Here is a 21,718-nt window from a genome sequence, read left to right on the forward strand (position 1 = left end):
TAGATTTCTTAAATGTTGCTAGCTAACCAATCGCCAACTTCACTTGTTTTATAACTTTTACCACCATCGGCAAGATCTTCGGTAACATAACCTTCAGCTAAAGATTTGTTTACTACACGTCTAATTTCCTCCGCTTCTTCTGTCATATTCATGTCTTCAAAAAGCATAGCTGCAGAAAGTACTGTAGCTAATGGATTAGCGATGTCTTTACCAGCTGCTTGTGGGTAAGAACCGTGTATTGGTTCGTACAATGAAACTTTGCTACCAACAGAAGATGAAGGCATAAGTCCCATAGAACCTGCAATTACAGAAGCTTCATCGGTTAAAATATCACCAAATAGGTTAGCTGTAATAATAACATCATATCCTTTTGGCCATTGAATTAATCGCATAGCAACGGCATCAATAAACTCATAAGAAACTTCCACTTCTGGATAATCTTTTTCCATCGCTTGTACGGTCTCTCTCCAAAGTCTAGAAGATTCTAAAACGTTGGCTTTATCAACACAACATAATTTTTTAGAACGCTTCATAGCGAATTCAAAACCTTTTTTAGCTAATCTTTCGATTTCAAAACGTTGGTAGGTCATAGTGTCAAATGCCGTATTACCGTCATCTTTTCTTCCACGCTCACCAAAATAGATACCACCAGTTAATTCTCTTAAGATAATTAAATCGGTACCTTCAATACGTTCTCTTTTTAAAGGAGATTTATCAATAAGTGATGGGAATGTGAATGTTGGTCTTACGTTGGCAAACAAACCTAATTTTTGTCTCATTTTCAACAATCCCTGCTCCGGACGAACTTTTGCAGATGGATCATTGTCAAAACGTGGGTGACCTATAGCGCCAAAAAGAACTGCATCTGCATTTGCACAAATTTCATGCGTTTCATCTGGATAAGGTTCTCCGACAGCATCAATTGCTGCAGCACCAGTTAAAGCTGGTTTCCAAATAATGTTATGATCGTATTTTTTTGCTACGGCATCGCAAACTTTTACTGCTTGGTCAATTACTTCAGGTCCGATACCATCACCGGCTAATAAGGCAATATTTAATTTCATGGGTTAATCGCTTTACGCTCTGCGCTATGCGCATCACGCAATACTTTAATTGTATTACGTTTAAGCTGTTTATATTTTATTTATTAAATTATTTAAACTTCTTCTTACTTTGTTTACTTTATCATGAATTATTAAAAACTCTTCTTCTTGAATATAGTTTAGATCTTTTGCTAAAATCGTAAAATATTCTAATTCACTTGCTGATCCTCGAGAAATGATTAAAAAACGTTTAAACTCTGCGTCAGATTCCCTTCCACATCCTTCAGCTATATTTGCTGGAATAGATGAAGAAGCTCTTCTCATTTGACTTGTTAATCCAAAATTTTCATCTTTAGGGAAGTGTTTAGTTAATTTATAGATCTCTAAAGTAACTTCATGCCCTAATTCCCAAACATTATATTTTTTATAATCTCTCATCAAAAGCGTTTAGCGCATAGCGCTCAGCGTCCTGCGTTTAGCGCTCAGCGCTTAAATAATATTCAACATCTTCTCGGTAGCTTTAATGGCACTAACCGTTTGGTCTGAATCTAAACCTCTTGATGTAAATTCTTTTCCATCCAATTCCCAGGTAATAACCGTTTCGCATAATGCATCAGATGTACTTCCTGGTGGTATTCTTACTGCGTAATCGGTTAACTTTGGTAAAGGAATTTTCTTTCCAATGTACACTTTTTTAAGGGCATTCATAAAAGCATCATACTGTCCGTCTCCCTGTGCATGTGCCTCAATTACTTTTCCATCTATTTCTACAGATAGGGTAGTGGAAGGCATTAATCCCATGGCATGGGTAAGTACGTACGATTTTATAAATACTTTCTGCTTATAATCTGCAGTATCTAGAACATCAGAAATAATAAAAGGAAGGTCATCTTTTGTAACACGTTCTTTTTTATCTCCTAATTCTATAATTCTGGCAGTAACTTTTTTTAGCTCATCATTGTTCAATGTTAAGCCAAGTTCTTGCAGGTTTTTTTGAATATTAGCCTTGCCCGACATTTTACCTAATGCATACTTACGTTTTCTTCCAAAACGTTCTGGCATTAGATCACTGAAATATAAGTTGTTTTTACTATCGCCATCGGCATGTATACCCGCGGTTTGGGTAAACACATTATCACCAACAATAGGTTTGTTTGCCGGTATGGTAAAGCCTGTAAAGGCAGATACCAACTTACTTACTTTATATAAAGAGGTCTCGTTTACATTAATCTCTACTTCTGGTAGAAAATCATTGATAACCGCTACGGCACTTGCCATAGGTGCGTTACCAGCTCTTTCGCCCATTCCGTTTACTGTAAGGTGTAAACCATGGCAGCCAGCTTTTACAGCTTCCATAATATTGGCTACGCCTAAGTCGTAATCATTATGTCCGTGAAAATCGAAATGTAAAGTTGGATATTTCTGTACTATTTCAGACAAAAACGCATATGTTTCGGTATGCGTTAAAATGCCTAATGTATCCGGTAATAATATTCTTTTTACATTCTGAGTGGATAGAAATTCTAAAAACTCAAAAACATATTCTTTTGAATTCCGCATTCCGTTACTCCAATCCTCCAAATAGACATTATTGATAATACCTCTTTCAGTAGCTTTTTTAAAAATTTCTGCGATTTCAGAAAAATGTTGCTCGGGAGTTTTCTTTAATTGATACTTTAGATGGTTCATTGAACCTTTTGTCAGCAAGTTTTGAGAAATCGCTCCAGATTTCTGCATCCAATCTAATGAAACACCACCATCAACAAAAGTTAATACTTCTACACGTTCTAAATACCCTTTTTCGGCTGCCCATTCGGTGATTTTCTGAACTGCTTCTAATTCACCATCAGAAACACGTGCCGAGGCAACTTCAATACGGTCTACCTTTAACTCATCTAATAAAAGTTTTGCCAAGGTTAGTTTTTCCGATGCAGAAAAGGATACGCCTGAGGTTTGTTCACCATCCCTTAGGGTGGTATCCATGATTTCTAACTTTCTTTTTTTCATGTGTTCTAAATGCCATTTTCCGAATCGAAAAATGGCATTGGGTTAGTTAACGTAAATACTTTGTATTGTTTGTATATATGAGTTTATAGCGGAGTACTCTCTGCGAATGTCTCAATATCTTTTTTGATGTTCAATAAATAATCGATATCGTCAAAACCGTTAAGCATGTTGTTTTTCTTGTAGTCGTTAATATCAAAAGACTCACTTTCGCCTGTTGATAGTAAAGTGATTTTTTGCTCTTTTAAGTTAACCTCTAACTCTGTAGTTGGATCTGCTTCTGTAGCATCAAAGATTTTCTGTAAAAATTCGGCACTTACTTGTACCGGTAATACACCAATATTTAAACAGTTACCTCTAAAGATATCTGCGAAGAAACTTGAAACTACACATCTAAAACCATAATCATAAACTGCCCAAGCAGCATGCTCACGAGATGATCCCGAACCAAAGTTCTTACCACCTACTAATATTTTTCCGCTGAACTTATCTTGGTTCAAAACAAAATCTTCTTTTAAAGTATTGTCTTGGTTGTAACGCCAATCTCTAAAAAGGTTGTCGCCAAAGCCTACACGCTCTGTTGCCTTTAAAAATCGTGCAGGTATAATTTGGTCTGTATCTACGTTTTCTATTGGTAAAGGAACCGCAGTTGAAGTTAATATGTCGAATTTATCGTATGCCATTTTAATTTAGTTTTTTGTTGATAGTTGTTCGTTGTTGGGGAGTTAGTTTATAATTGTGAAAATCTACAATCAACCAACAACCACTAACCAGCAACCATTTCTTCCATTAGTTCTCTTGGGTCAGTTACTTTACCGGTTACGGCAGCTGCAGCAGCAACTAACGGACTAGCCAATAAAGTTCTTGATCCAGGTCCTTGTCTACCTTCAAAGTTTCTGTTTGAGGTACTTACCGCTAATTTACCAGCTGGTACCTTATCATCGTTCATTGCTAAACAAGCAGAACAACCAGGCTCACGAAGTTCAAAACCAGATTCGATTAAAATATCAAGTATACCTTCTTCTTTTATTGCCGTTTCAACCTTGTGCGATCCAGGAACCAACCATGCCGTAACATTGTCAGCTTTTTTTCTTCCTTTTACAATAGATGCAAAGGCTCTAAAGTCTTCTATACGACCATTGGTACAGCTACCAAGGAAAACAAAATCAATAGGCTTGCCCATCATGCTATCACCTTCATTGAAATCCATATACTTCAATGATTTTTGATATGTTGTGGCGCCACCTTGTACATCATTTGCCATAGGAATGTCGTTAGAAATTCCCATACCCATACCTGGGTTGGTACCATATGTAATCATAGGTTCAATTAGTGAACCATCAAAAGTTAATTCTTTATCGAAAATAGCATCTTCATCGGTATACAATGTTTCCCAATATGCCATTGCTTTATCCCAATCTGCACCTTTTGGAGTAAACTCACGTCCTTTTACATATTCAAACGTCTTTTCATCAGGAGCGATCATACCTCCACGGGCACCCATTTCTATACTTAAGTTACAAACGGTCATACGACCTTCCATACTCATATCTCTAAAAATTTCACCGGCATATTCTACAAAGTATCCTGTGGCACCAGAAGTTGTCAATTGAGAGATGATAAATAGCGCAACATCTTTAGGAGTAACCCCTTTGCTCATTTTACCATTTATATTAATACGCATTCTCTTTGGCTTTGGCTGCATAATACATTGTGTAGCCAATACCATTTCAACTTCAGATGTACCAATACCGAAAGCAATTGCACCAAAAGCACCGTGTGTAGAAGTATGTGAATCTCCACAAACAATAGTAGCACCTGGTTGGGTAATACCATATTCAGGACCTACAACGTGTACAATACCGTTTTTTGCATGACCTAATCCCCAATAAGAAATACCATATTCATTGGCATTTTCTTCTAACATTTTTAATTGGTTTGCCGAAAGTGGATCAGCAACCGGTAAATGTTGGTTAATAGTTGGTGTGTTATGATCAGCCGTTGCAAAAGTTTTCTCAGGATGCATAACAGGAATACTTCTGTTCTTAATTCCTAGAAAAGCAACTGGACTTGTTACTTCATGAACCATGTGTCTGTCAATAAACAGAACATCTGGACCATCTTGTATTTTATGTACTACGTGGGAATCCCACACTTTGTCAAATAATGTTTTTGTTGCGCTCATATTCTATATAATCTAAGTTCACAAATCTATTAAAAACAGGGGTTTCTTGGAAATTAACACAATTGAAAATTACGATGTTCAACGTGAAATGTGTTAGAAATAAAACTAACTAATATGCGTCCAGATATTCTTGTGCTTCACTAATTGGGCATACATATGTCTAATAATTAGATTTTCTGGTTTGCTTAAAGATGGGTCTTCTTTTAGCAATTGTAGCGCATAGAAGCGAGCCGATTTTAAGATGTCGTTATCCTTAACGATATCGGCTATTTTAAGATTTAATAGTCCGCTTTGTTGCGTGCCCATAATATCTCCCGGTCCACGTAGTTTTAGATCCACTTCTGCAATTTCGAATCCGTCATTAGTGGCTACCATGGTTTCCAGTCTTGTTTTAGCTTCCGCAGATAATTTATGACTTGTCATTAGAATACAAAAACTTTGGTCAGCTCCACGCCCAACGCGACCACGTAATTGGTGCAATTGCGAAAGACCGAATCGTTCGGCACTTTCAATAATCATTACAGATGCATTTGGTACGTTAACCCCAACTTCAATAACTGTGGTGGCTACCATTATTTGTGTTTCGCCACGAACGAATCGGTTCATTTCAAACTCCTTGTCCGCCGGTTTCATTTGTCCATGAACTATAGAAATCTGATATTTTGGCTGTGGAAAATCACGCGCTATACTTTCATAGCCATCCATTAAATCTTTGTAGTCCATGGCTTCAGACTCTTGAATTAAGGGGTAGACAACGTATATCTGTCGCCCTTTTTCAATCTCATCTCGTATAAACCGAAAAACTTTTAACCGGTTAGCATCATATCTATGTACGGTTTTTATGGGCTTACGACCAGGTGGTAATTCATCTATGACAGAGATGTCTAAATCACCATACAAACTCATTGCCAATGTTCTAGGTATTGGTGTTGCCGTCATTACCAATATGTGTGGCGGAAACTCATTTTTATGCCAAAGCTTAGAGCGCTGGGCTACGCCAAAACGATGCTGCTCATCAATAATAGCGATACCTAAATTCTTGTATTTTACTTTATCTTCTAAGAGAGCGTGAGTACCAATTAAGATGTTTAGCTCTCCGTTTTCTAATTGTTCATGTATAGGTTTACGTGCCGATTTTTTTACGGAACCAGTAAGCAGAGCACAGGTTATTTCTGTGCCTTCCAGTAGCTCAGATATGCCTTGAAAATGCTGATTGGCGAGAATTTCTGTGGGTGCCATAAGGCAAGCTTGAAATCCGTTATCAATTGCCAAGAGCATTGTCATTACAGCTACTATCGTTTTACCTGAACCTACATCACCCTGTAATAACCTGTTCATTTGGGCGTTACTTCCTAAATCTGATCGTATTTCTTTTATTACTCGTTTTTGTGCTCCGGTAAGTTCAAAAGGTAATTTGTTGGAGTAGAAATCTTTAAAGTATTCGCCCACTTCATTAAAAGGAAATCCCTTTATCTTTTTCTTTCGAGAAACGTTTTTGCCAATAAGTTGTAATTGAATAAAAAAGAGTTCTTCAAACTTTAATCGCCATTGCGCTTTTGCCAATAATTCCTGACTTTTAGGAAAGTGAATATTGAACATTGCTTCACTCTTGTTTATGAGCTTAAGGTCATGCAGTAATTTATCCGATAGGCTTTCGGTAAATTTTCCGTTGATTTCAATAAATAGTTGCTGCATCAATTTACTGATGACTTTATTGGTAATGCCTTTATTACTTAGTTTTTCGGTGGATGGATAAACGGGTTGCATATACACTTTTGTGCCTTGTTCATGCGCAGACAAGGGTTCCATTTCCGGGTGTGGCATTGAAAACGTGCCGTTATACCAATTACATTTTCCGAAGATGACATAAGGTATGTTCAGCTTAAGATTTTCTCGCAACCATTTTTGTCCTCTAAACCAAACCAATTCTATTTCGCCGGTATCATCTTTAAAACGGGCTACTAAGCGCGAACCCTTCTTTTGCTCAACTGTTTTTAAGTGAACTACTTTACCTATTATTTGAACATCGGCACTGCTACGTTGTAGCTGACTTATTTTATAATATTGGGTTTTATCGATATATCTATTTGGGAATAGATTCAGCAAATCTTGACAAGTTTCTATCCCCAATTCAGACTTTAAGGTTTCGGCCCTATTGGGACCAACACCTTTTAGGTACACTACGGGAGTTTGCAAGAAATTTGCGTTCATGGCACTAAAATAGGAATAAGCCCTTTAATCCACAAAGTAGAAATATCAATACTGCCTTAACTCATTTTGTTCTAAGGGTAACTTGCAAAATAGGTGTAGTTTACGTTTTTTTCAATTTTAATAAAGGTTAGGCAGGTGCTATTAAAAATAGTATGTTTGGTCTGATATCTGTTTATTATTCTACATGAAGAAATTAGTTTTAACCTTTTGTTTAGTCTTATCAATTTTCTCTTTTGGTCAACATCAAGATAAGGTAGATTTTACAAAAGCCAAGATTTACTTAAGTCCATTACCTAAGGAGAAAAAGATTCAAGGCGGAGTGATCTATCGTTTTAATGTGTTACAAAATGTTGATTCCGTATTTTTTGATGCAAAGAATATGGATTTTTCAAAAGTAGAACTTGATGGGGAAAAGGTAGATTTTAATCCTACAGAAAAGACAATTTCCATTAAACATAAATTTAAAAAGGGAGCATCACATAAACTGTTTCTTGAATATGTGGCAAAACCCAAACAAACGGTCTATTTTATTGGTTGGGATGATGAGCTAGAAGGAAATGAACAAACCTTGCCGGCAGGCAAGCAAGTCTGGACTCAGGGCCAAGGAAAATATACTAGTCATTGGGTTCCAAGTTTTGATGACATGGAAGAAAAGGTGGAATTTGATCTTACAATTGAAGCTGATAAGAAATATCAAGTAATTGCGAATGGTAAACTACTTCTAAAAACTGACAATGAAGAGGAAGATGCTATTTGGATATTTGATATGGAAAAGCCAATGAGCAGCTATTTATTGGCATTTGCTATAGGTAATTATGACAAACAAGTATTGAAATCTAATAGTGGTGTAACGATTGAAAACTATTATTATCCTTCCGATAGTCTAAAAGTGGAACCAACTTACAGGTATACAAAAAAGATATTTGATTTTTTAGAAAATGAGATAGGTATAGCGTATCCTTGGCAAGAATATAAGCAGGTTCCTGTACATGATTTTTTATATGCCGGTATGGAAAATACAAGCGCTACTTTTTTCTCTGATGCTTACGTTATTGATTCTACATCTTTTATTGATAGAAATTATGTAAATATTAATGCCCATGAATTAGCGCATCAATGGTTTGGTAATTTGGTTACCGAAAAAAATAGCGAGCACCATTGGTTGCATGAGGGTTTTGCTACATACTATGCCTACCTGGCTGAGAAAGAAATTTTTGGAGATGATCATTTTTATTGGAAGTTATATGAAACTGCCAAAACTCTAGATAATATTTCAGAAAAAGGAGAAGGGGAGAGCTTATTAAACCCTAAAGCTAGTAGCCTTACTTTCTATGAAAAAGGAGCTTGGGCTTTAGCCGTCTTAAAAGATAAAATAGGAGAAGAGAATTTTAAAATCGGAATTCGAAATTACTTGAATACATATAAGTTCCAAAATGTGACTGTTGCAGAATTTATTACTGAAATGGAGGAAACTAGCAATTATGATTTAAGTAATTTTAAAGCTATTTGGTTAGACGGAGACGGATTCCCAATGGATGCTGCGAAAGATTATTTAATGAAAAATAGTGCATCATTAAGAATGTACTATGTTTTAAAACATGATGATGAGAATAGTTTTGATTCCCCTGAAATTTTAAAAGATTCAGAATTAGCTACGGAATTGAAGTTAGAATTGCTTCAACAAAAAGGTAATTTTCCTGAATTAGATCTTTTGCCTTTAATTACTATTGAAGATATTAGAATACGGCAATTTTCTGCTCAGAAAATGGGTGTAATTCCTGAGGGTTTAAAAGAGTATGCAGAGCCGTTGTTATTAGATGATAGTTATATTACCAATGAGCTAATGCTTTATAATCTATGGTCTAGCTTTGATTATGATCGAAGTGTTTACTTAGAAAAAACTAAAAATATAGTTGGTTTGCCAAATATGAATGTGCGACTATTATGGCTAACATTGGCATTGTTTACACCAGATTATAATCCAACACAACAAACATATTATCACAATGAACTTGTCGGTTATACGAGCGCCATTTATAACCCTGAAGTTCGACAAACTGCGTTTCAATATTTATTTGAAATAAGCGCTTTAAATGATGAAGCCTATATTAATTTGATAAAGGCAACGAATCATCATTCTTGGCAGTTTAGAAACTATGCGAGACGTTTATTTGATACTTTATGGACTGATGAAGAACAGAAAAAAGAAATTGAAAAGGTAGCAAATCAACTAAATTCATCAGATTTGCGTTATCTTAAAACGAAATTAAAGTAATAATGAAAGCATTAGTTATTTCTGGTGGTGGTAGTAAAGGTGCCTTTGCAGGTGGTGTTGCCCAATACCTAATACAAGAGGAAGGAAGAAAGTATGATATTTTTGTGGGTACTTCTACCGGAAGTCTTCTGATTTCTCATTTAGCGCTAGGAAAGCTAGATAAGATTAAAGAAATATATTCTAATGTAAATCAGAAGAGCATTTTCAATAACTGTCCGTTTTTGGTTAAAAATATACGTGGTAATGAGGAAATATCTATAGATCACTGGAGGGTTTTGAAAAACTTTCTTCGCGGTAAAAAAACCTTTGGAGAAAGTGAAAACCTTAGAAAACTTATTGAAAATAGCTTAACCATTGAAGAATTTGAAACGTTAAAAAACGGTGATTCTGATGTTGTTATTACGGTTTCTAATTTATCGCTAAATCAAGTGGAATATAAATCTATTAAAGATTGCACCTACGAAGATTATTGCGATTGGATATGGATATCGGCTAATTACGTTCCGTTTATGAGCTTGGTTCGCAAAAATTATTGCGAGTACGCAGATGGTGGCTTGGGTAGTATTGTACCTATTGAAGAAGCTATAAAAAGAGGAGCAACAGAAGTAGATGTTGTTGTTTTACATACCGAGGTAAATTATATGAATAGAGTAGCATCTCGTAATCCTTTTGAGCTGATTACTACAATGTTGAGCTTTATTTTAGATCGAATTGAAAATCAAAATATTAGAATAGGAAAATTGGTTGCCAACCAAAAAAATGCAATAATCAACCTGTTTTATACACCTACAATATTAACGACCAATTCTTTAATATTCGATAAGGCAAAAATGACGCTCTGGTGGAAAAGAGGTTATCTATATGCAAAAAATAAGAATGAAGAAACAAACCCAATTGAACCAAATGAACATGAATAATGTTCATTAAAAAGTAGGCTTTTTCATATGTTAACAAACAAAAAAAATGCTTTCCATTCGGAAAGCATTTTTTTTATTGTTATACTGTTATCTTTAATTTTCTACCACAAATCGCCAATCTCTTTTTTAACAAAAGATAGGGCTGTAGCCGATGGCGAAGTTTTATCCATAGTTTCGTTCAAAATATCTTCTCTTAATTTATCGGCAGAATCGGTCTGACTCATTGCTGCTTTTCTGATCATTTGAATAGTTGCGCTTTTGGCTGCTTTAATAATATTCCAACATTCATCGGTCAAATAAATTTGCTGTGTAAGATTGTGGTCAAATTCAGTTTCTATACTTTTAATAAGCAAATTCTCATATGCCGCTTTATCTTTTGATTGTGGTGCCACACGCACTACTAAACTTGGTATTGCTATGCGTTCTAAAAATAGTGCCATTCTTTCGTAAGCCTGTAAACGTATAGGTAAAGTGTCTTTTTGAGAATCTTTATGTAAAAGAAAACGTCTTCTTCCTTCTTCGTTGTTGGTATGCATTCTAAAAAAATAGAAGGCAATTGCGCCAGTAACTACCGAAGGAATCAAATAAGCGAAAAGTTGAAAAATTTGGTCAGAGTTCATTTTTTAATTAGTTATGATATATGAAATAAGAACGTCCAAATTTTTCAATTAGTATAGCACTTCATCGATGAAATGCAAGTTATTTAATTTTTAACGTCTCCCTTCGCCATATCATAAAATGCTTTATAATCTGGTTGAAACTTAACCTGCAGCGATTCACGTAAGCCGCCATCTTTACCAACGGCAACAATTCGTTCTCCGTCAACACCAAAATCTTTGATTAAAATACTGGCAATTGCGGTTGCTTGCTGTATGGCGATGTTCATTTCACCTGTAATATTTAAACTCGCAATAGTAATTATACTTTTAGGGTTCGCATTTGCAACTTTCGCTACATTCTCGATCCAAGCTCTAGATTCGCTAGAAGGCGTTATGCCAACTCCGTCAGTAAAGAAATAATCTAATTTCTCAGAAATAACCACAGAACCATCTGCAACACCAACTTTTGCGTTTTCACCCAAAACTTGTTTTGTATTGGTTAGTATAACAACCGCAGTAGAATCATTGCTAGCAACGGCATCTGTTACCCCTTTAAGTTGCTTTTCTTTACGCTCTAAGGCCGCCATTGTCTTATTGATATTCTCTGAATTCTGACTAGACAAGGCAGCAAAACTATTTAAGTTCTTCATCAAGGTGGCATTAGCGTCTTGCAGCTCTGCTACCTGAGATTGATATTCAGTTGAGCGTTGATCGGCTAACTTCTCATTTCGTTGAGATGTACTTACCATTCTAGAAATGGAATCTAACTTGTATTTTAAATTTTGATTTTGTTCTATTAGCTCACTTTTTTTCTGAGCTTGGATAGAAGTTAAACCAATTAAAAAAATAGCTGGACATAAAAATAATCGTGTCATATAAATTGAATAGGTTAATCTAAATTTTGCCGCCAAGGTACGAACAGTCTTTTAATTGTTGAACTCCTGCGAACGGTACTTTTGCTTTATTATAACCGTAGGTAGATGCTAAACTTTTATTTAGGTCGTGGTCATCTACATTTACTTGTACATCGTCCATTGTAAATTGACTAGGGTGCTCATAACCGGTCGCATGCGTAATTTCTAAAAATTCTTTTCTAAACGTATTAAAATATTGAGCCAATCGATCAGATTTTAATGGTACGTTGATTCCTTTCTGCAGCCATTTACTTTGCGTAGCAATACCTGTAGGGCAGGTATTGTTATGGCAAACCTGCGCTTGAATACACCCAATACTCATCATTGCTTCTCTGGCTACATTAATACAGTCAACGCCCATAGCAAATGCCATGGCTGCTTTTGCTGGGAAACCAAGCTTGCCAGAACCTATAAATACAATACGATCGGTAAGGTTTCTATTTAAGAAAACCCTATATAAACTTGAAAATCCATAAACCCAAGGTAGCGAAACGTGATCTGCAAATGATGGAGGAGCGGCACCTGTACCACCTTCACCACCATCTACGGTAATAAAATCTGGACCTTTACCGGTCTCTACCATTAAATCAGCCAATTCTTCCCATTGATCCAATTTTCCGATTGCCCCTTTAATTCCTACAGGTAAACCTGTTTCATTGGCAATATCTTCTATCAGTGTCATTAACTCCCTAACATTCGAAAATGCTTTGTGCGTAGCTGGTGAAAGTACATCTTTACCAACTTCAACACCTCTAATTTCAGCAAGTTCAGGGGTAATTTTTGCTCCAGGTAGTACTCCGCCTTTTCCTGGTTTGGCCCCTTGAGATAGTTTTATTTCAATTGCCTTTATACACGGATTGTCCTCTACCAATTTTTTCATTTTCTCCATAGAGAAATTCCCGTCCTCTGATCGGACACCAAAATAACCGGTACCAAAATGGAAAACAATATCACCACCATGTTTGTGGTAAGGTGATAGACCGCCCTCACCGGTATTATGATAAGCATGGGCTTTTTTAACCCCAATATTCATAGCTTCAACTGCAGCTGCAGATAATGAACCAAAGCTCATGGCAGATACATTTACTACACTTGCAGGTCGATAAGGTTTTCTTCTGTTATTGTGTTGTCCCATAACTTTTGCACAGGGTATAAAGTTCGGTTCTGCAGCATTTGGGTGCCCAACAGGTACTTCATACCCCATCATTCTGTTTTTGATGAATATATGCTGGTGTGCATATAAATCTCTATCAGAACCAAAACCTTCGTAGTTGTTTTCTTTTTTTGCAGATGCATAGATCCAACCTCTTTCAATTCTATTGAAAGGCAATTCCTCTCTGTTGTTAGCAACAAAATATTGACGCATTTCTGGACCAATACTTTCGAGCCAATAACGCAAATGACCTACCACGGGAAAGTTGTGTTTAATGGTATGCTTTTTCTGAATAAAAATATCCCAGATAGCAACTATGAGAAGAAACAAAAAAATCCAAGTCCACCATGGTGGACTTGGAATACTATTAAAGAAATCGTTCATCAAAATTATCCTTTTATTTTAATATCTAAAAGTGGCGTTTTGTCACTATTCAGGTAATCTAGACTCATTTCTGTAAGCGTACGAACACCTAAAAGTAAACCGCTATCGTCAATTAAAAAATCTGGTGTATGGTGCGGAAATGATTCTGTTGTACCGGGAGTCATTCCTCCTAAGAAAAAGAAGAACCCAGGGGCTTCTCTTTGAAAATAAGAGAAATCTTCAGCACCAGTAACCGCTTTTTGAAATTGAACATTAGCATCGCCAGCTACTCTTTTCATGGTAGGTAACATTTGTTCTACTAATTCAGGATTATTATAGGTAATATCTGTAGCGTCTGTTATTGTACAAGTAGCTTCACCTCCGTATGCTTTGGCAATATCACTTACCATTTCAACCATACGCTTATTAAGCTTGTCTTTCATGTCATAATCTAATGTTCTGATTGTACCTATCATTTCTGCAGATTCTGGTATAATATTAAAGCGAACACCACTTTTAATTTTACCAACGGTAATTACCGCAGCTTCATTGGTTAATTCTGTTTCTCTACTTATGATAGTTTGTAAACCGTCAATAATTTTAGCACTGATCAATATTGGGTCAACCCCTGACCATGGTTGAGAACCGTGTGATTGTTTTCCTTTTACATTGATAACGAATTGCTGAGCGGCTGCCATAGTACCACCAGATTTATACTTAATAACCCCTACAGGAGTTTGAGAGTTAATATGTAAACCGAAAATTGCGTCAACTTTTGGGCTATTCATAACACCTTCTTTTACCATTAAAAGTGCCCCACCTTCTTCTCCTGGTGGCGGTCCTTCTTCTGCTGGTTGAAAGATGAACTTTACGGTACCTTTTATTTTATCCTTGTTTTTAGACATTACTTCTGCAACGCCCATTAAAATAGCAGTATGCGTATCATGCCCACAAGCATGCATAACACCTACTTTTTCACCCATAAATTCCGAAGTAACGTTAGATTTATACGGCAAGTCATTACGCTCTGTAACTGGTAAAGCATCAATATCTGCTCTTAATGCAACTACTTTACCAGGTAAGTCTCCTTTTAAAATTCCAACTACACCAGTATGAGCAACGCCAGTCTGAACTTCAATCCCCAAAGATTTTAGGTGCTTAGCAATTTTTTCAGCTGTTTTGTATTCACGATTCCCTAATTCTGGATTCTGATGAATTTCTCTTCTCCAATCAACTACCTTGTTTTCTATTGCCTTATAGTCTTTTTCAAGATTTGGACCTTGTGCCTGAACGGTAAAACCGAAAAGAACAAGGGCTAACACTCCTAGTTTTCTCATAATCAGTATTTAATGTTAATTGGTTCTCTATATTTCGGATGGTCATTTAGCCTAAATGTATCAACCGGTAAGTTCTTTATGCGGAATTAAAGTTTAAATATATTCAAAATGAAAAGAAATACCATCCATTGTTCACAAATCTAAAACACTTCACTTTTTCTATCCCTCAATAATGGCTAAATTTACGTCATTAAAAAAAGAAAATTTGAGCTCATTTATAGATGAATTGAACGATGCCCAAAAAGCTCCTGTTTTGCATAAAGACGGACCTTTAATGGTTATTGCTGGTGCAGGATCGGGTAAAACCCGAGTACTTACCTATAGAATTGCACACCTAATGGCGCAAGGTGTAGATTCTTTTAATATTTTATCATTAACATTTACTAATAAGGCAGCACGTGAAATGAAAGCACGTATTTCTAATATCGTAGGTGCTAGTGAAGCAAAAAATCTTTGGATGGGAACATTCCACTCCGTTTTTGCAAAATTGTTACGTATTGATGGAGATAAACTCGGTTACCCGGCAAATTTCACTATTTATGATACCCAAGATTCTCAGCGGTTATTGGCTTCGATAATCAAGGAAATGGGACTCGATAAGGATATTTATAAGTACAAACAAATTCAGAATAGAATTTCGTCTTTTAAGAATAGTTTGATTACCGTAAAAGCTTATCGTAATGATCCAGATTTGGTAGAACAAGATGCCATGGCAAAAAAACCTAGAACTGGCGATATCTACGAAAATTATGTGGATCGTTGTTTTAAGGCAGGTGCGATGGATTTTGATGATTTACTGCTACGAACCAATGAACTGTTAACACGTTACCCAGATGTGTTGATGAAGTACCAAGATCGATTTAGATATATTTTGGTTGATGAGTACCAAGATACCAACCATTCGCAATATTTGATCGTAAAGGCTTTGGCCGATCGTTTTCAAAATATATGTGTGGTAGGTGATGATGCACAAAGTATTTACTCTTTTAGAGGGGCAAATATTAGCAACATCTTAAACTTTCAAAAAGATTATGATAATGTAGGCATGTATCGTTTAGAGCAGAATTACCGTTCTACCCGTAATATTGTTAATGCCGCAAATTCGGTTATAGGTAAAAACCAAAACCAAATAGAGAAAGTAGTCTGGACAGCAAATGACGATGGTGCAGCTATTAAGATTCATAGAAGTACTACAGATGCTGAAGAAGGTAGGTTCGTAGCCAATTCTATTTGGGAACATAGAATGCAGCAACAAATGACCAATGGTCAATTTTGTATATTATATAGAACAAACTCCCAATCTAGGGCGATGGAAGATGCCTTGCGTAAAAGAGATATTCCGTATCGTATTTATGGCGGACTCTCATTTTACCAACGTAAAGAAATTAAAGATGTGTTGTCTTATTTGCGTTTGGTCATTAATCCTAAAGATGAAGAAGCTTTAAAAAGGGTGATAAACTTCCCGGCTAGGGGAATTGGTGGTACTACTCTTGATAGATTAGTTGTTGCTGCCAATCATTACAACAGGTCTATTTTTGAGGTGATGGAAAATATCGACAGAATAGATTTGAAGATCAATTCTGGTACAAAACGAAAGCTTCAAGATTTCGTAACCATGATCAAAAGTTTTCAGGTGATGAACGAAACTACTGATGCTTTTGCCTTGTCTGAACATGTTGCCAAAAAAACGGGTATTCTTTTAGAGTTTAAGAAGGATGGAACTCCTGAAGGAATCGGTAAAATGGAAAACATCGAAGAGCTTTTAAACGGTATTAAAGATTTCGTAGAAGGTCAAAAAGAAATAGCTGATGCTACAGGTAATATTAGTGAGTTTCTAGAAGATGTTGCGCTTGCTACCGATTTAGATAATGATACCGGTGATGATGATAGGGTAGCCTTAATGACCATTCACTTGGCAAAGGGACTCGAGTTCCCGTACGTATATATTGTTGGTATGGAAGAAGACCTCTTCCCTTCAGGTATGAGTATGAGTACCCGTAGCGAGTTAGAAGAGGAGCGAAGGTTATTTTATGTTGCCTTGACAAGGGCTGAGAAACAAGCATATTTAACATATACACAGAATAGATATCGCTGGGGTAAATTAATAGATGCAGAACCTAGTCGTTTTTTAGAAGAAATCGATGAAAAATTTGTTGAAAATTTAACTCCCGTAGATGGGGGTTATCGCTACAAATCGCTTATTAATGCTAATATTTTTGGTGAAGTAGATAAAAGTAGATTACGTCAAGATAAGCCTGTTAGAGGAACACCGCCTATAGTTGGTCAACCTAATTCAGGTCAACTAAAGAAGTTACGTAAGTTAAAACCGCAATTAGGTGAACCTGTGGGTAACACAAATACCATTGATCCAAATCTTACCGAAGGTTCATTGATTAATCATACTCGTTTTGGTCGTGGTAAGGTCGTGAAAATTGAAGGTGCCGGTAATGATAGAAAGGCAGAAATAATGTTCGATAAAGGCGATATTAAAAAACTACTACTTCGCTTTGCTAAATTAGAAGTGTTGGGATAGTTATGTATATTTAATAACGAAATGGTTTTTAATCTTAAATGGAATGGCAGAATTCATTAAAATATACGAAGAGAACCCAAACCCTAGAGATATTAAAAGGGTAGTGGAGGTATTGTGTAAAGGTGGCTTGGTTATTTACCCTACCGATACGGTTTACGGCTTAGGTTGTGACATTACAAACTCAAGGGCGCTTGAGAAAATTGCACGTATTAAAGGTATTAAACTAGCGAAAGCCAATTGGTCTTTTATCTGTACTGACCTTAGTAATCTATCTGATTATGTACGCCAAATTGATACCGCCACGTTCAAGATTCTCAAAAGAGCTTTGCCAGGTCCGTATACTTTTATTCTACCAGGAAATAATAACCTGCCCAAGGAATTTAAAAAGAAAAAAACTGTTGGTATTCGTGTGCCAGATAACAGTATTATTAAAGCATTGGTTGAGCAGTTAGGCAACCCAATAGTATCAACTTCTATTCACGATGAAGATGATGTATTAGAATATACTACCGATCCAGAGTTGATTTTTGAAAAATGGAATAATCTTGTAGATATAGTTATTGATGGTGGTTATGGCGGTAATATTGGTTCTACGATTATTGATGTATCAAATGGTGCACCTGAAGTTATTCGTGAAGGAAAGGGAAGTTTAGATATTCTTTGAACACTTTATCAAATAAATTTAAAGTATAAAAAAAGCGGCTCAATTGAGCCGCTTTTATTTTATATGACAATCAAATATTATTTGTTGATTGCAGGATCTTTCATTCCTTCTTCAATCATGCTATAGAACTGATCGATTTTTGGAAGAACAACTATACGAGTTCTTCTGTTTTTAGATTTCTCGGTTGAAGAAACAGGAATATATTCTGATCTACCAGCCGCAGTCATACGCTTAGGGTCAACATTGAAATCGTTTTGTAAGATACGCACAACAGCAGTAGCACGCTTAACACTTAAATCCCAGTTATCCAATAAAGAACCGTTACCTCTGTAAGGTACATTATCTGTATGACCTTCTACCATGAATTCAAAATCTGGCTTGTTATTTACAACCTTAGCAACTTTACCAAGAACTTCTTTAGCTCTACTAGTAACGTTGTAGCTACCGCTGCTGAATAATAATTTATCAGAAATAGATACAAATACAACACCTTTTTCAACGCTGATTTCGATATCGTCATCATCCATATTTCCTAAAACACCTTTTAAGCTCTGTACCAATGAAAGGTTAACAGAATCTCTACGTGTAATAGCATCGTTTAATTTACGAATAGTTAAATCTTTTTCTTGTAAGCTTTCTAAAGATTTTTCTAAGTTCTCAGCACCTTTGGTAGTCAAAGTTGTTAAGTTACCCATATTGTTAATCAAATCTTGATTGTTAGCTTTTAAAAATGCATTTTGATCTTCTAAAGTTTGTAGTCTAGAGGAAGCAGTTGCTTTTTCTTCTAAACAATCGTTTAATTTAACTGTAGCTGAGTTCAATAAATCTTGTGCACTTTTATGCTTAGCTTCAAGATCTGCATACTTCTTTGAAGATACACAAGATGAAAGTAAAAGCGTTGCTGCAAGACATCCTAATAATACTTTTTTCATAATTTAATTCTATTATAATTATTTAGTTGTTTACTCTAATTTCGCATCTAAGCGACTCCAAAATTATATAATTACAAAGTCACTTATTTAACACGTTAGTTAATCTTTTACTAAAATGTTAAAATTACTTATTCTATGTACGAAATAAGACCATACTATGGACTTCGTAGCATAATAATTCCTTAGAAATTGAGTTTTTTCTCTTTTACGGTACATTTTTCTAAACTGCCTGTAAAAGCTTAAATGTGCCCTAAAAATAGCGAAAAAGTGCTTAAATCTTAACTGAAAAAGAAAACGTATTGCCGCAATACCATCTAATAGCAATCGCAAGAAAATAATTATAAACGCTTTTCTTCTTGGTAAGTTTTTGGTGATAGAGAATAATGTGTTCCTAAAATTCAAATATGTTTTTTTAGGATTCATGTTACTTAGCGTTGAGCCACCTAAGTGATACACGCTCGATGATCCTACATATAATATTTTGTATCCATGGTTTTTTGCACGCCAACACAAATCTACTTCTTCCTGATGAGCGAAATAGTCTGCATCAAAACCCTTAAGTTCATGAAACACTTCTTTTCTGATAAACATACACGCCCCTGTGGCCCAAAAAATTTCTCTGGTATCATTGTATTGACCATTGTCACGTTCTAGAGTCTGAAAAACTCGACCTCTACAAAATGGATACCCTAACTGATCAATAAAACCACCGGCAGCACCTGCATACTCGAAGTGGTCTTTTTTAAGTAAATCTAAAATTTTAGGTTGTATAATAGCGGCATCGGGTATGTTGGTAAAAGCATCTTTAATTGGGGTCAACCAATTAGGCGTTACTTCTACGTCTGAATTCAATAGACAATAAATATCAGCATCGACATTTACCATGGCGTCGTTATATCCCTTGGCAAATCCGCCGTTTTCTGTATTCTGTATAATTTTTACTGATGGATAGTTGGCTTTGACAAAAGTAACCGAGTCATCTGTAGATGCATTATCGGCAACATAAATATCTGTATCAGCAGAATAATTGATAACAGACGGTAAGTACCTTTCTAAAAGCACTTCACCATTCCAGTTTAATATGACTACGGCTATCTTCAAAACAATCGCAAATTAACGGCTAAAATCAGGAATCTCTTGCATAAATTCATATTTTTCCGCAACAAAGTCTGTTTGACAATAATAATGTGAGAGTCCGTTCGTGACCATCAAGTAGGTAGCGTTCAATTTAAAATTGTATTGAGCAATCTGGTCGAAGGTCATTTGAGATATAGTAATTTCTGGAGCTTTGCACTCCACTAGTATGTGCAATTCACCATTTGTTTTAAATACGACCACATCATATCTTTTCTTTAAACCATTAAGTGTTATTTGCTTTTCTACGTTAATATGGTTCAATGGATAGTTCTTTTCTTGTATAAGAAATTGAACGACATGTTGTCTTACCCATTCTTCTGGAGTAAGAACCACAAATTTTTTACGTATTTCGTCAAAAATCAAGGTTCTATTTTCGCTATTTTTGACCCTGAAAGTGTAGCTAGGGAAATTTAGTCGCTGCATTATACAAAGTTGATGAATTTTTCTGAATGGATGAAGCAATACAAATAGTCAATGCAATTAAGAAAGGGCAGATTAGCCCTATTTATTTCCTGTATGGGGAAGAAGCTTATTTTATTGATAAAATTTCCGATTATATAGCTGCTAATGTGTTGAACGAAGAAGAGAAGGGGTTCAACCAAATGGTGCTTTATGGTCGTGATGTATCTATTGAAGATATCGTAGGTAATGCCAAACGATACCCAATGATGGCCGAACGTCAAGTGGTTATCGTAAAAGAGGCACAACATCTTTCGCGTACTATAGAGAATCTTAGTTCGTATGCAGAGAATCCGCAGCAATCTACCGTACTTGTTATCTGTTATAAATACAAGAAGTTAGATAAGCGAAAGAAGCTACATAAGATCGTAAAAAAGAACGGAGTAATTTTTGAAAGTAAAAAACTTTACGAAAATCAGGTTAGCGATTGGCTAAGAAAGCATTTGGTAAGCCGAGGATACACCATATCTCACAAAGCTGCTTTATTGCTTGTGGAGTACTTAGGTACAGATTTAGGTAAGATTAGTAAAGAGCTTGATAAGCTAAAATTAGTTCTACCCAAACAGACCGAGATAAACCCTCAGCATATTGAAGAGCATATTGGTATCAGTAAAGATTATAATAATTTTGAATTGAAAAGGGCTATTGGTGATAGAGACATCGTTAAAGCGACTAAAATCATCAATTACTTTGCTCAGAATCCAAAAGACAATCCGTTCATATTAACGATTACCTTATTACATTCATTTTTTACACAGTTGTTGCAGTATCACGGACTTTCAGATCATAATCCAAAAAGTGTGGCTAGTGCATTACGTATCAATCCTTATTTTGTAAATGAGATACAAACTGCGGCACGTAACTACCCTATGAAGAAAGTAAGCGGAATTATTTCTAGTCTGCGTGAAATGGATTTAAAAGGAAAAGGAGTAGGGGCAACACCAATGAAGGAAGCCGATTTACTTAAAGAACTACTTTATAAAATAGTATAG

General features: G+C 35.7%; 18 protein-coding genes. 5 read left to right on the top strand and 13 right to left on the bottom strand.

Annotation, left to right across the window (positions count from 1 at the left end; translation table 11 throughout):
* Nucleotides 1–8: 8 nt before the first annotated feature.
* The 6 genes from leuB to recG all read right to left on the bottom strand — a co-directional run bounded on the left by leuB (nt 9) and on the right by recG (nt 7,443).
* Nucleotides 9–1,064 (bottom strand): 3-isopropylmalate dehydrogenase, encoded by a 1,056-nt coding sequence (leuB, locus tag CLV90_RS10085; RefSeq protein WP_133687362.1) that lies wholly within the window; start codon nt 1,062–1,064, stop codon nt 9–11.
* A 69-nt stretch (nt 1,065–1,133) separates the two neighbouring features.
* Nucleotides 1,134–1,481 carry a four helix bundle protein gene (locus CLV90_RS10090; protein ID WP_133687363.1) on the bottom strand — a complete coding sequence of 116 codons (348 nt, stop codon included), beginning with the start codon at nt 1,479–1,481 and terminating at the stop codon, nt 1,134–1,136.
* 51 nt (nt 1,482–1,532) lie between these two features.
* Nucleotides 1,533–3,050 (bottom strand): alpha-isopropylmalate synthase regulatory domain-containing protein, encoded by a 1,518-nt coding sequence (locus tag CLV90_RS10095; protein WP_133687364.1) that lies wholly within the window; start codon nt 3,048–3,050, stop codon nt 1,533–1,535.
* A gap of 83 nt (nt 3,051–3,133) precedes the next feature.
* Nucleotides 3,134–3,730: a 3-isopropylmalate dehydratase small subunit gene (gene leuD / locus CLV90_RS10100; RefSeq protein ID WP_133687365.1), complete on the bottom strand. Its 597-nt coding sequence runs from the start codon at nt 3,728–3,730 to the stop codon at nt 3,134–3,136.
* Between the two features lie 83 nt (nt 3,731–3,813).
* Nucleotides 3,814–5,232 carry a 3-isopropylmalate dehydratase large subunit gene (gene leuC, locus CLV90_RS10105; RefSeq protein WP_133687366.1) on the bottom strand — a complete coding sequence of 473 codons (1,419 nt, stop codon included), beginning with the start codon at nt 5,230–5,232 and terminating at the stop codon, nt 3,814–3,816.
* Between the two features lie 105 nt (nt 5,233–5,337).
* Entirely contained in the window at nt 5,338–7,443 is a 2,106-nt protein-coding gene (recG, locus tag CLV90_RS10110) for an ATP-dependent DNA helicase RecG (RefSeq protein ID WP_133687367.1), read from the bottom strand.
* A gap of 184 nt (nt 7,444–7,627) precedes the next feature.
* On the opposite strand from recG, the gene CLV90_RS10115 reads away from it, so the two are divergent.
* Entirely contained in the window at nt 7,628–9,718 is a 2,091-nt protein-coding gene (locus CLV90_RS10115; protein ID WP_133687368.1) for a M1 family metallopeptidase, read from the top strand.
* A gap of 2 nt (nt 9,719–9,720) precedes the next feature.
* Entirely contained in the window at nt 9,721–10,635 is a 915-nt protein-coding gene (locus CLV90_RS10120) for a patatin-like phospholipase family protein (protein WP_133687369.1), read from the top strand.
* Between the two features lie 101 nt (nt 10,636–10,736).
* Here the strand turns inward: CLV90_RS10120 and CLV90_RS10125 are convergent, their stop codons facing one another.
* From CLV90_RS10125 to CLV90_RS10140, 4 genes are all read right to left on the bottom strand, one after another.
* Nucleotides 10,737–11,255 carry a DUF7935 family protein gene (locus CLV90_RS10125; RefSeq protein ID WP_133687370.1) on the bottom strand — a complete coding sequence of 173 codons (519 nt, stop codon included), beginning with the start codon at nt 11,253–11,255 and terminating at the stop codon, nt 10,737–10,739.
* 83 nt (nt 11,256–11,338) lie between these two features.
* The gene (locus CLV90_RS10130) at nt 11,339–12,109 is read right to left on the bottom strand and encodes an OmpA family protein (protein WP_133687371.1); all 771 of its coding nucleotides are present in this window, start codon (nt 12,107–12,109) and stop codon (nt 11,339–11,341) included.
* 19 nt (nt 12,110–12,128) lie between these two features.
* Nucleotides 12,129–13,685 (bottom strand): FMN-binding glutamate synthase family protein, encoded by a 1,557-nt coding sequence (locus CLV90_RS10135; RefSeq protein ID WP_133687372.1) that lies wholly within the window; start codon nt 13,683–13,685, stop codon nt 12,129–12,131.
* Nucleotides 13,686–13,690: 5 nt separating this feature from the next.
* Nucleotides 13,691–15,001: an amidohydrolase gene (locus tag CLV90_RS10140; protein ID WP_133687373.1), complete on the bottom strand. Its 1,311-nt coding sequence runs from the start codon at nt 14,999–15,001 to the stop codon at nt 13,691–13,693.
* Between the two features lie 205 nt (nt 15,002–15,206).
* Between CLV90_RS10140 and CLV90_RS10145 the strand changes: the two genes are divergently transcribed.
* Complete coding sequence (locus tag CLV90_RS10145; RefSeq protein ID WP_456237897.1) at nt 15,207–17,534, top strand: ATP-dependent helicase; 2,328 nt, start codon at nt 15,207–15,209, stop codon at nt 17,532–17,534.
* A 43-nt stretch (nt 17,535–17,577) separates the two neighbouring features.
* Complete coding sequence (locus CLV90_RS10150; protein ID WP_133687375.1) at nt 17,578–18,198, top strand: L-threonylcarbamoyladenylate synthase; 621 nt, start codon at nt 17,578–17,580, stop codon at nt 18,196–18,198.
* A gap of 77 nt (nt 18,199–18,275) precedes the next feature.
* Here the strand turns inward: CLV90_RS10150 and CLV90_RS10155 are convergent, their stop codons facing one another.
* The 3 genes from CLV90_RS10155 to CLV90_RS10165 form a co-directional block, all read right to left on the bottom strand.
* Nucleotides 18,276–19,130 carry an OmpA family protein gene (locus CLV90_RS10155; protein ID WP_133687376.1) on the bottom strand — a complete coding sequence of 285 codons (855 nt, stop codon included), beginning with the start codon at nt 19,128–19,130 and terminating at the stop codon, nt 18,276–18,278.
* A 99-nt stretch (nt 19,131–19,229) separates the two neighbouring features.
* Nucleotides 19,230–20,231, bottom strand: coding sequence for a glycosyltransferase family 2 protein (locus tag CLV90_RS10160; RefSeq protein ID WP_133687377.1), 1,002 nt, complete (start codon nt 20,229–20,231; stop codon nt 19,230–19,232).
* A 12-nt stretch (nt 20,232–20,243) separates the two neighbouring features.
* Nucleotides 20,244–20,690 (bottom strand): type I restriction enzyme HsdR N-terminal domain-containing protein, encoded by a 447-nt coding sequence (locus tag CLV90_RS10165; RefSeq protein ID WP_133687378.1) that lies wholly within the window; start codon nt 20,688–20,690, stop codon nt 20,244–20,246.
* Nucleotides 20,691–20,716: 26 nt separating this feature from the next.
* Between CLV90_RS10165 and holA the strand changes: the two genes are divergently transcribed.
* Nucleotides 20,717–21,718, top strand: a complete 1,002-nt coding sequence (gene holA, locus CLV90_RS10170; RefSeq protein WP_133687379.1) for a DNA polymerase III subunit delta — start codon at nt 20,717–20,719, stop codon at nt 21,716–21,718.

The organism is Maribacter spongiicola, from assembly GCF_004364165.1.
In the GTDB taxonomy this organism is placed as follows: Bacteria; Bacteroidota; Bacteroidia; order Flavobacteriales; family Flavobacteriaceae; genus Maribacter; species Maribacter spongiicola.

Excerpts from the sequence above, each read along its gene's own strand:
- leuB (WP_133687362.1), bottom strand. The coding sequence starts at position 1,064 with ATGAAATTAAATATTGCCTTATTAGCCGGTGATGGTATCGGACCTGAA.
- CLV90_RS10090 (WP_133687363.1), bottom strand. The coding sequence starts at position 1,481 with ATGAGAGATTATAAAAAATATAATGTTTGGGAATTAGGGCATGAAGTT.
- CLV90_RS10095 (WP_133687364.1), bottom strand. The coding sequence starts at position 3,050 with ATGAAAAAAAGAAAGTTAGAAATCATGGATACCACCCTAAGGGATGGT.
- leuD (WP_133687365.1), bottom strand. The coding sequence starts at position 3,730 with ATGGCATACGATAAATTCGACATATTAACTTCAACTGCGGTTCCTTTA.
- leuC (WP_133687366.1), bottom strand. The coding sequence starts at position 5,232 with ATGAGCGCAACAAAAACATTATTTGACAAAGTGTGGGATTCCCACGTA.
- recG (WP_133687367.1), bottom strand. The coding sequence starts at position 7,443 with ATGAACGCAAATTTCTTGCAAACTCCCGTAGTGTACCTAAAAGGTGTT.
- CLV90_RS10115 (WP_133687368.1), top strand. The coding sequence starts at position 7,628 with ATGAAGAAATTAGTTTTAACCTTTTGTTTAGTCTTATCAATTTTCTCT.
- CLV90_RS10120 (WP_133687369.1), top strand. The coding sequence starts at position 9,721 with ATGAAAGCATTAGTTATTTCTGGTGGTGGTAGTAAAGGTGCCTTTGCA.
- CLV90_RS10125 (WP_133687370.1), bottom strand. The coding sequence starts at position 11,255 with ATGAACTCTGACCAAATTTTTCAACTTTTCGCTTATTTGATTCCTTCG.
- CLV90_RS10130 (WP_133687371.1), bottom strand. The coding sequence starts at position 12,109 with ATGACACGATTATTTTTATGTCCAGCTATTTTTTTAATTGGTTTAACT.
- CLV90_RS10135 (WP_133687372.1), bottom strand. The coding sequence starts at position 13,685 with ATGAACGATTTCTTTAATAGTATTCCAAGTCCACCATGGTGGACTTGG.
- CLV90_RS10140 (WP_133687373.1), bottom strand. The coding sequence starts at position 15,001 with ATGAGAAAACTAGGAGTGTTAGCCCTTGTTCTTTTCGGTTTTACCGTT.
- CLV90_RS10150 (WP_133687375.1), top strand. The coding sequence starts at position 17,578 with ATGGCAGAATTCATTAAAATATACGAAGAGAACCCAAACCCTAGAGAT.
- CLV90_RS10155 (WP_133687376.1), bottom strand. The coding sequence starts at position 19,130 with ATGAAAAAAGTATTATTAGGATGTCTTGCAGCAACGCTTTTACTTTCA.
- CLV90_RS10165 (WP_133687378.1), bottom strand. The coding sequence starts at position 20,690 with ATGCAGCGACTAAATTTCCCTAGCTACACTTTCAGGGTCAAAAATAGC.
- holA (WP_133687379.1), top strand. The coding sequence starts at position 20,717 with ATGGATGAAGCAATACAAATAGTCAATGCAATTAAGAAAGGGCAGATT.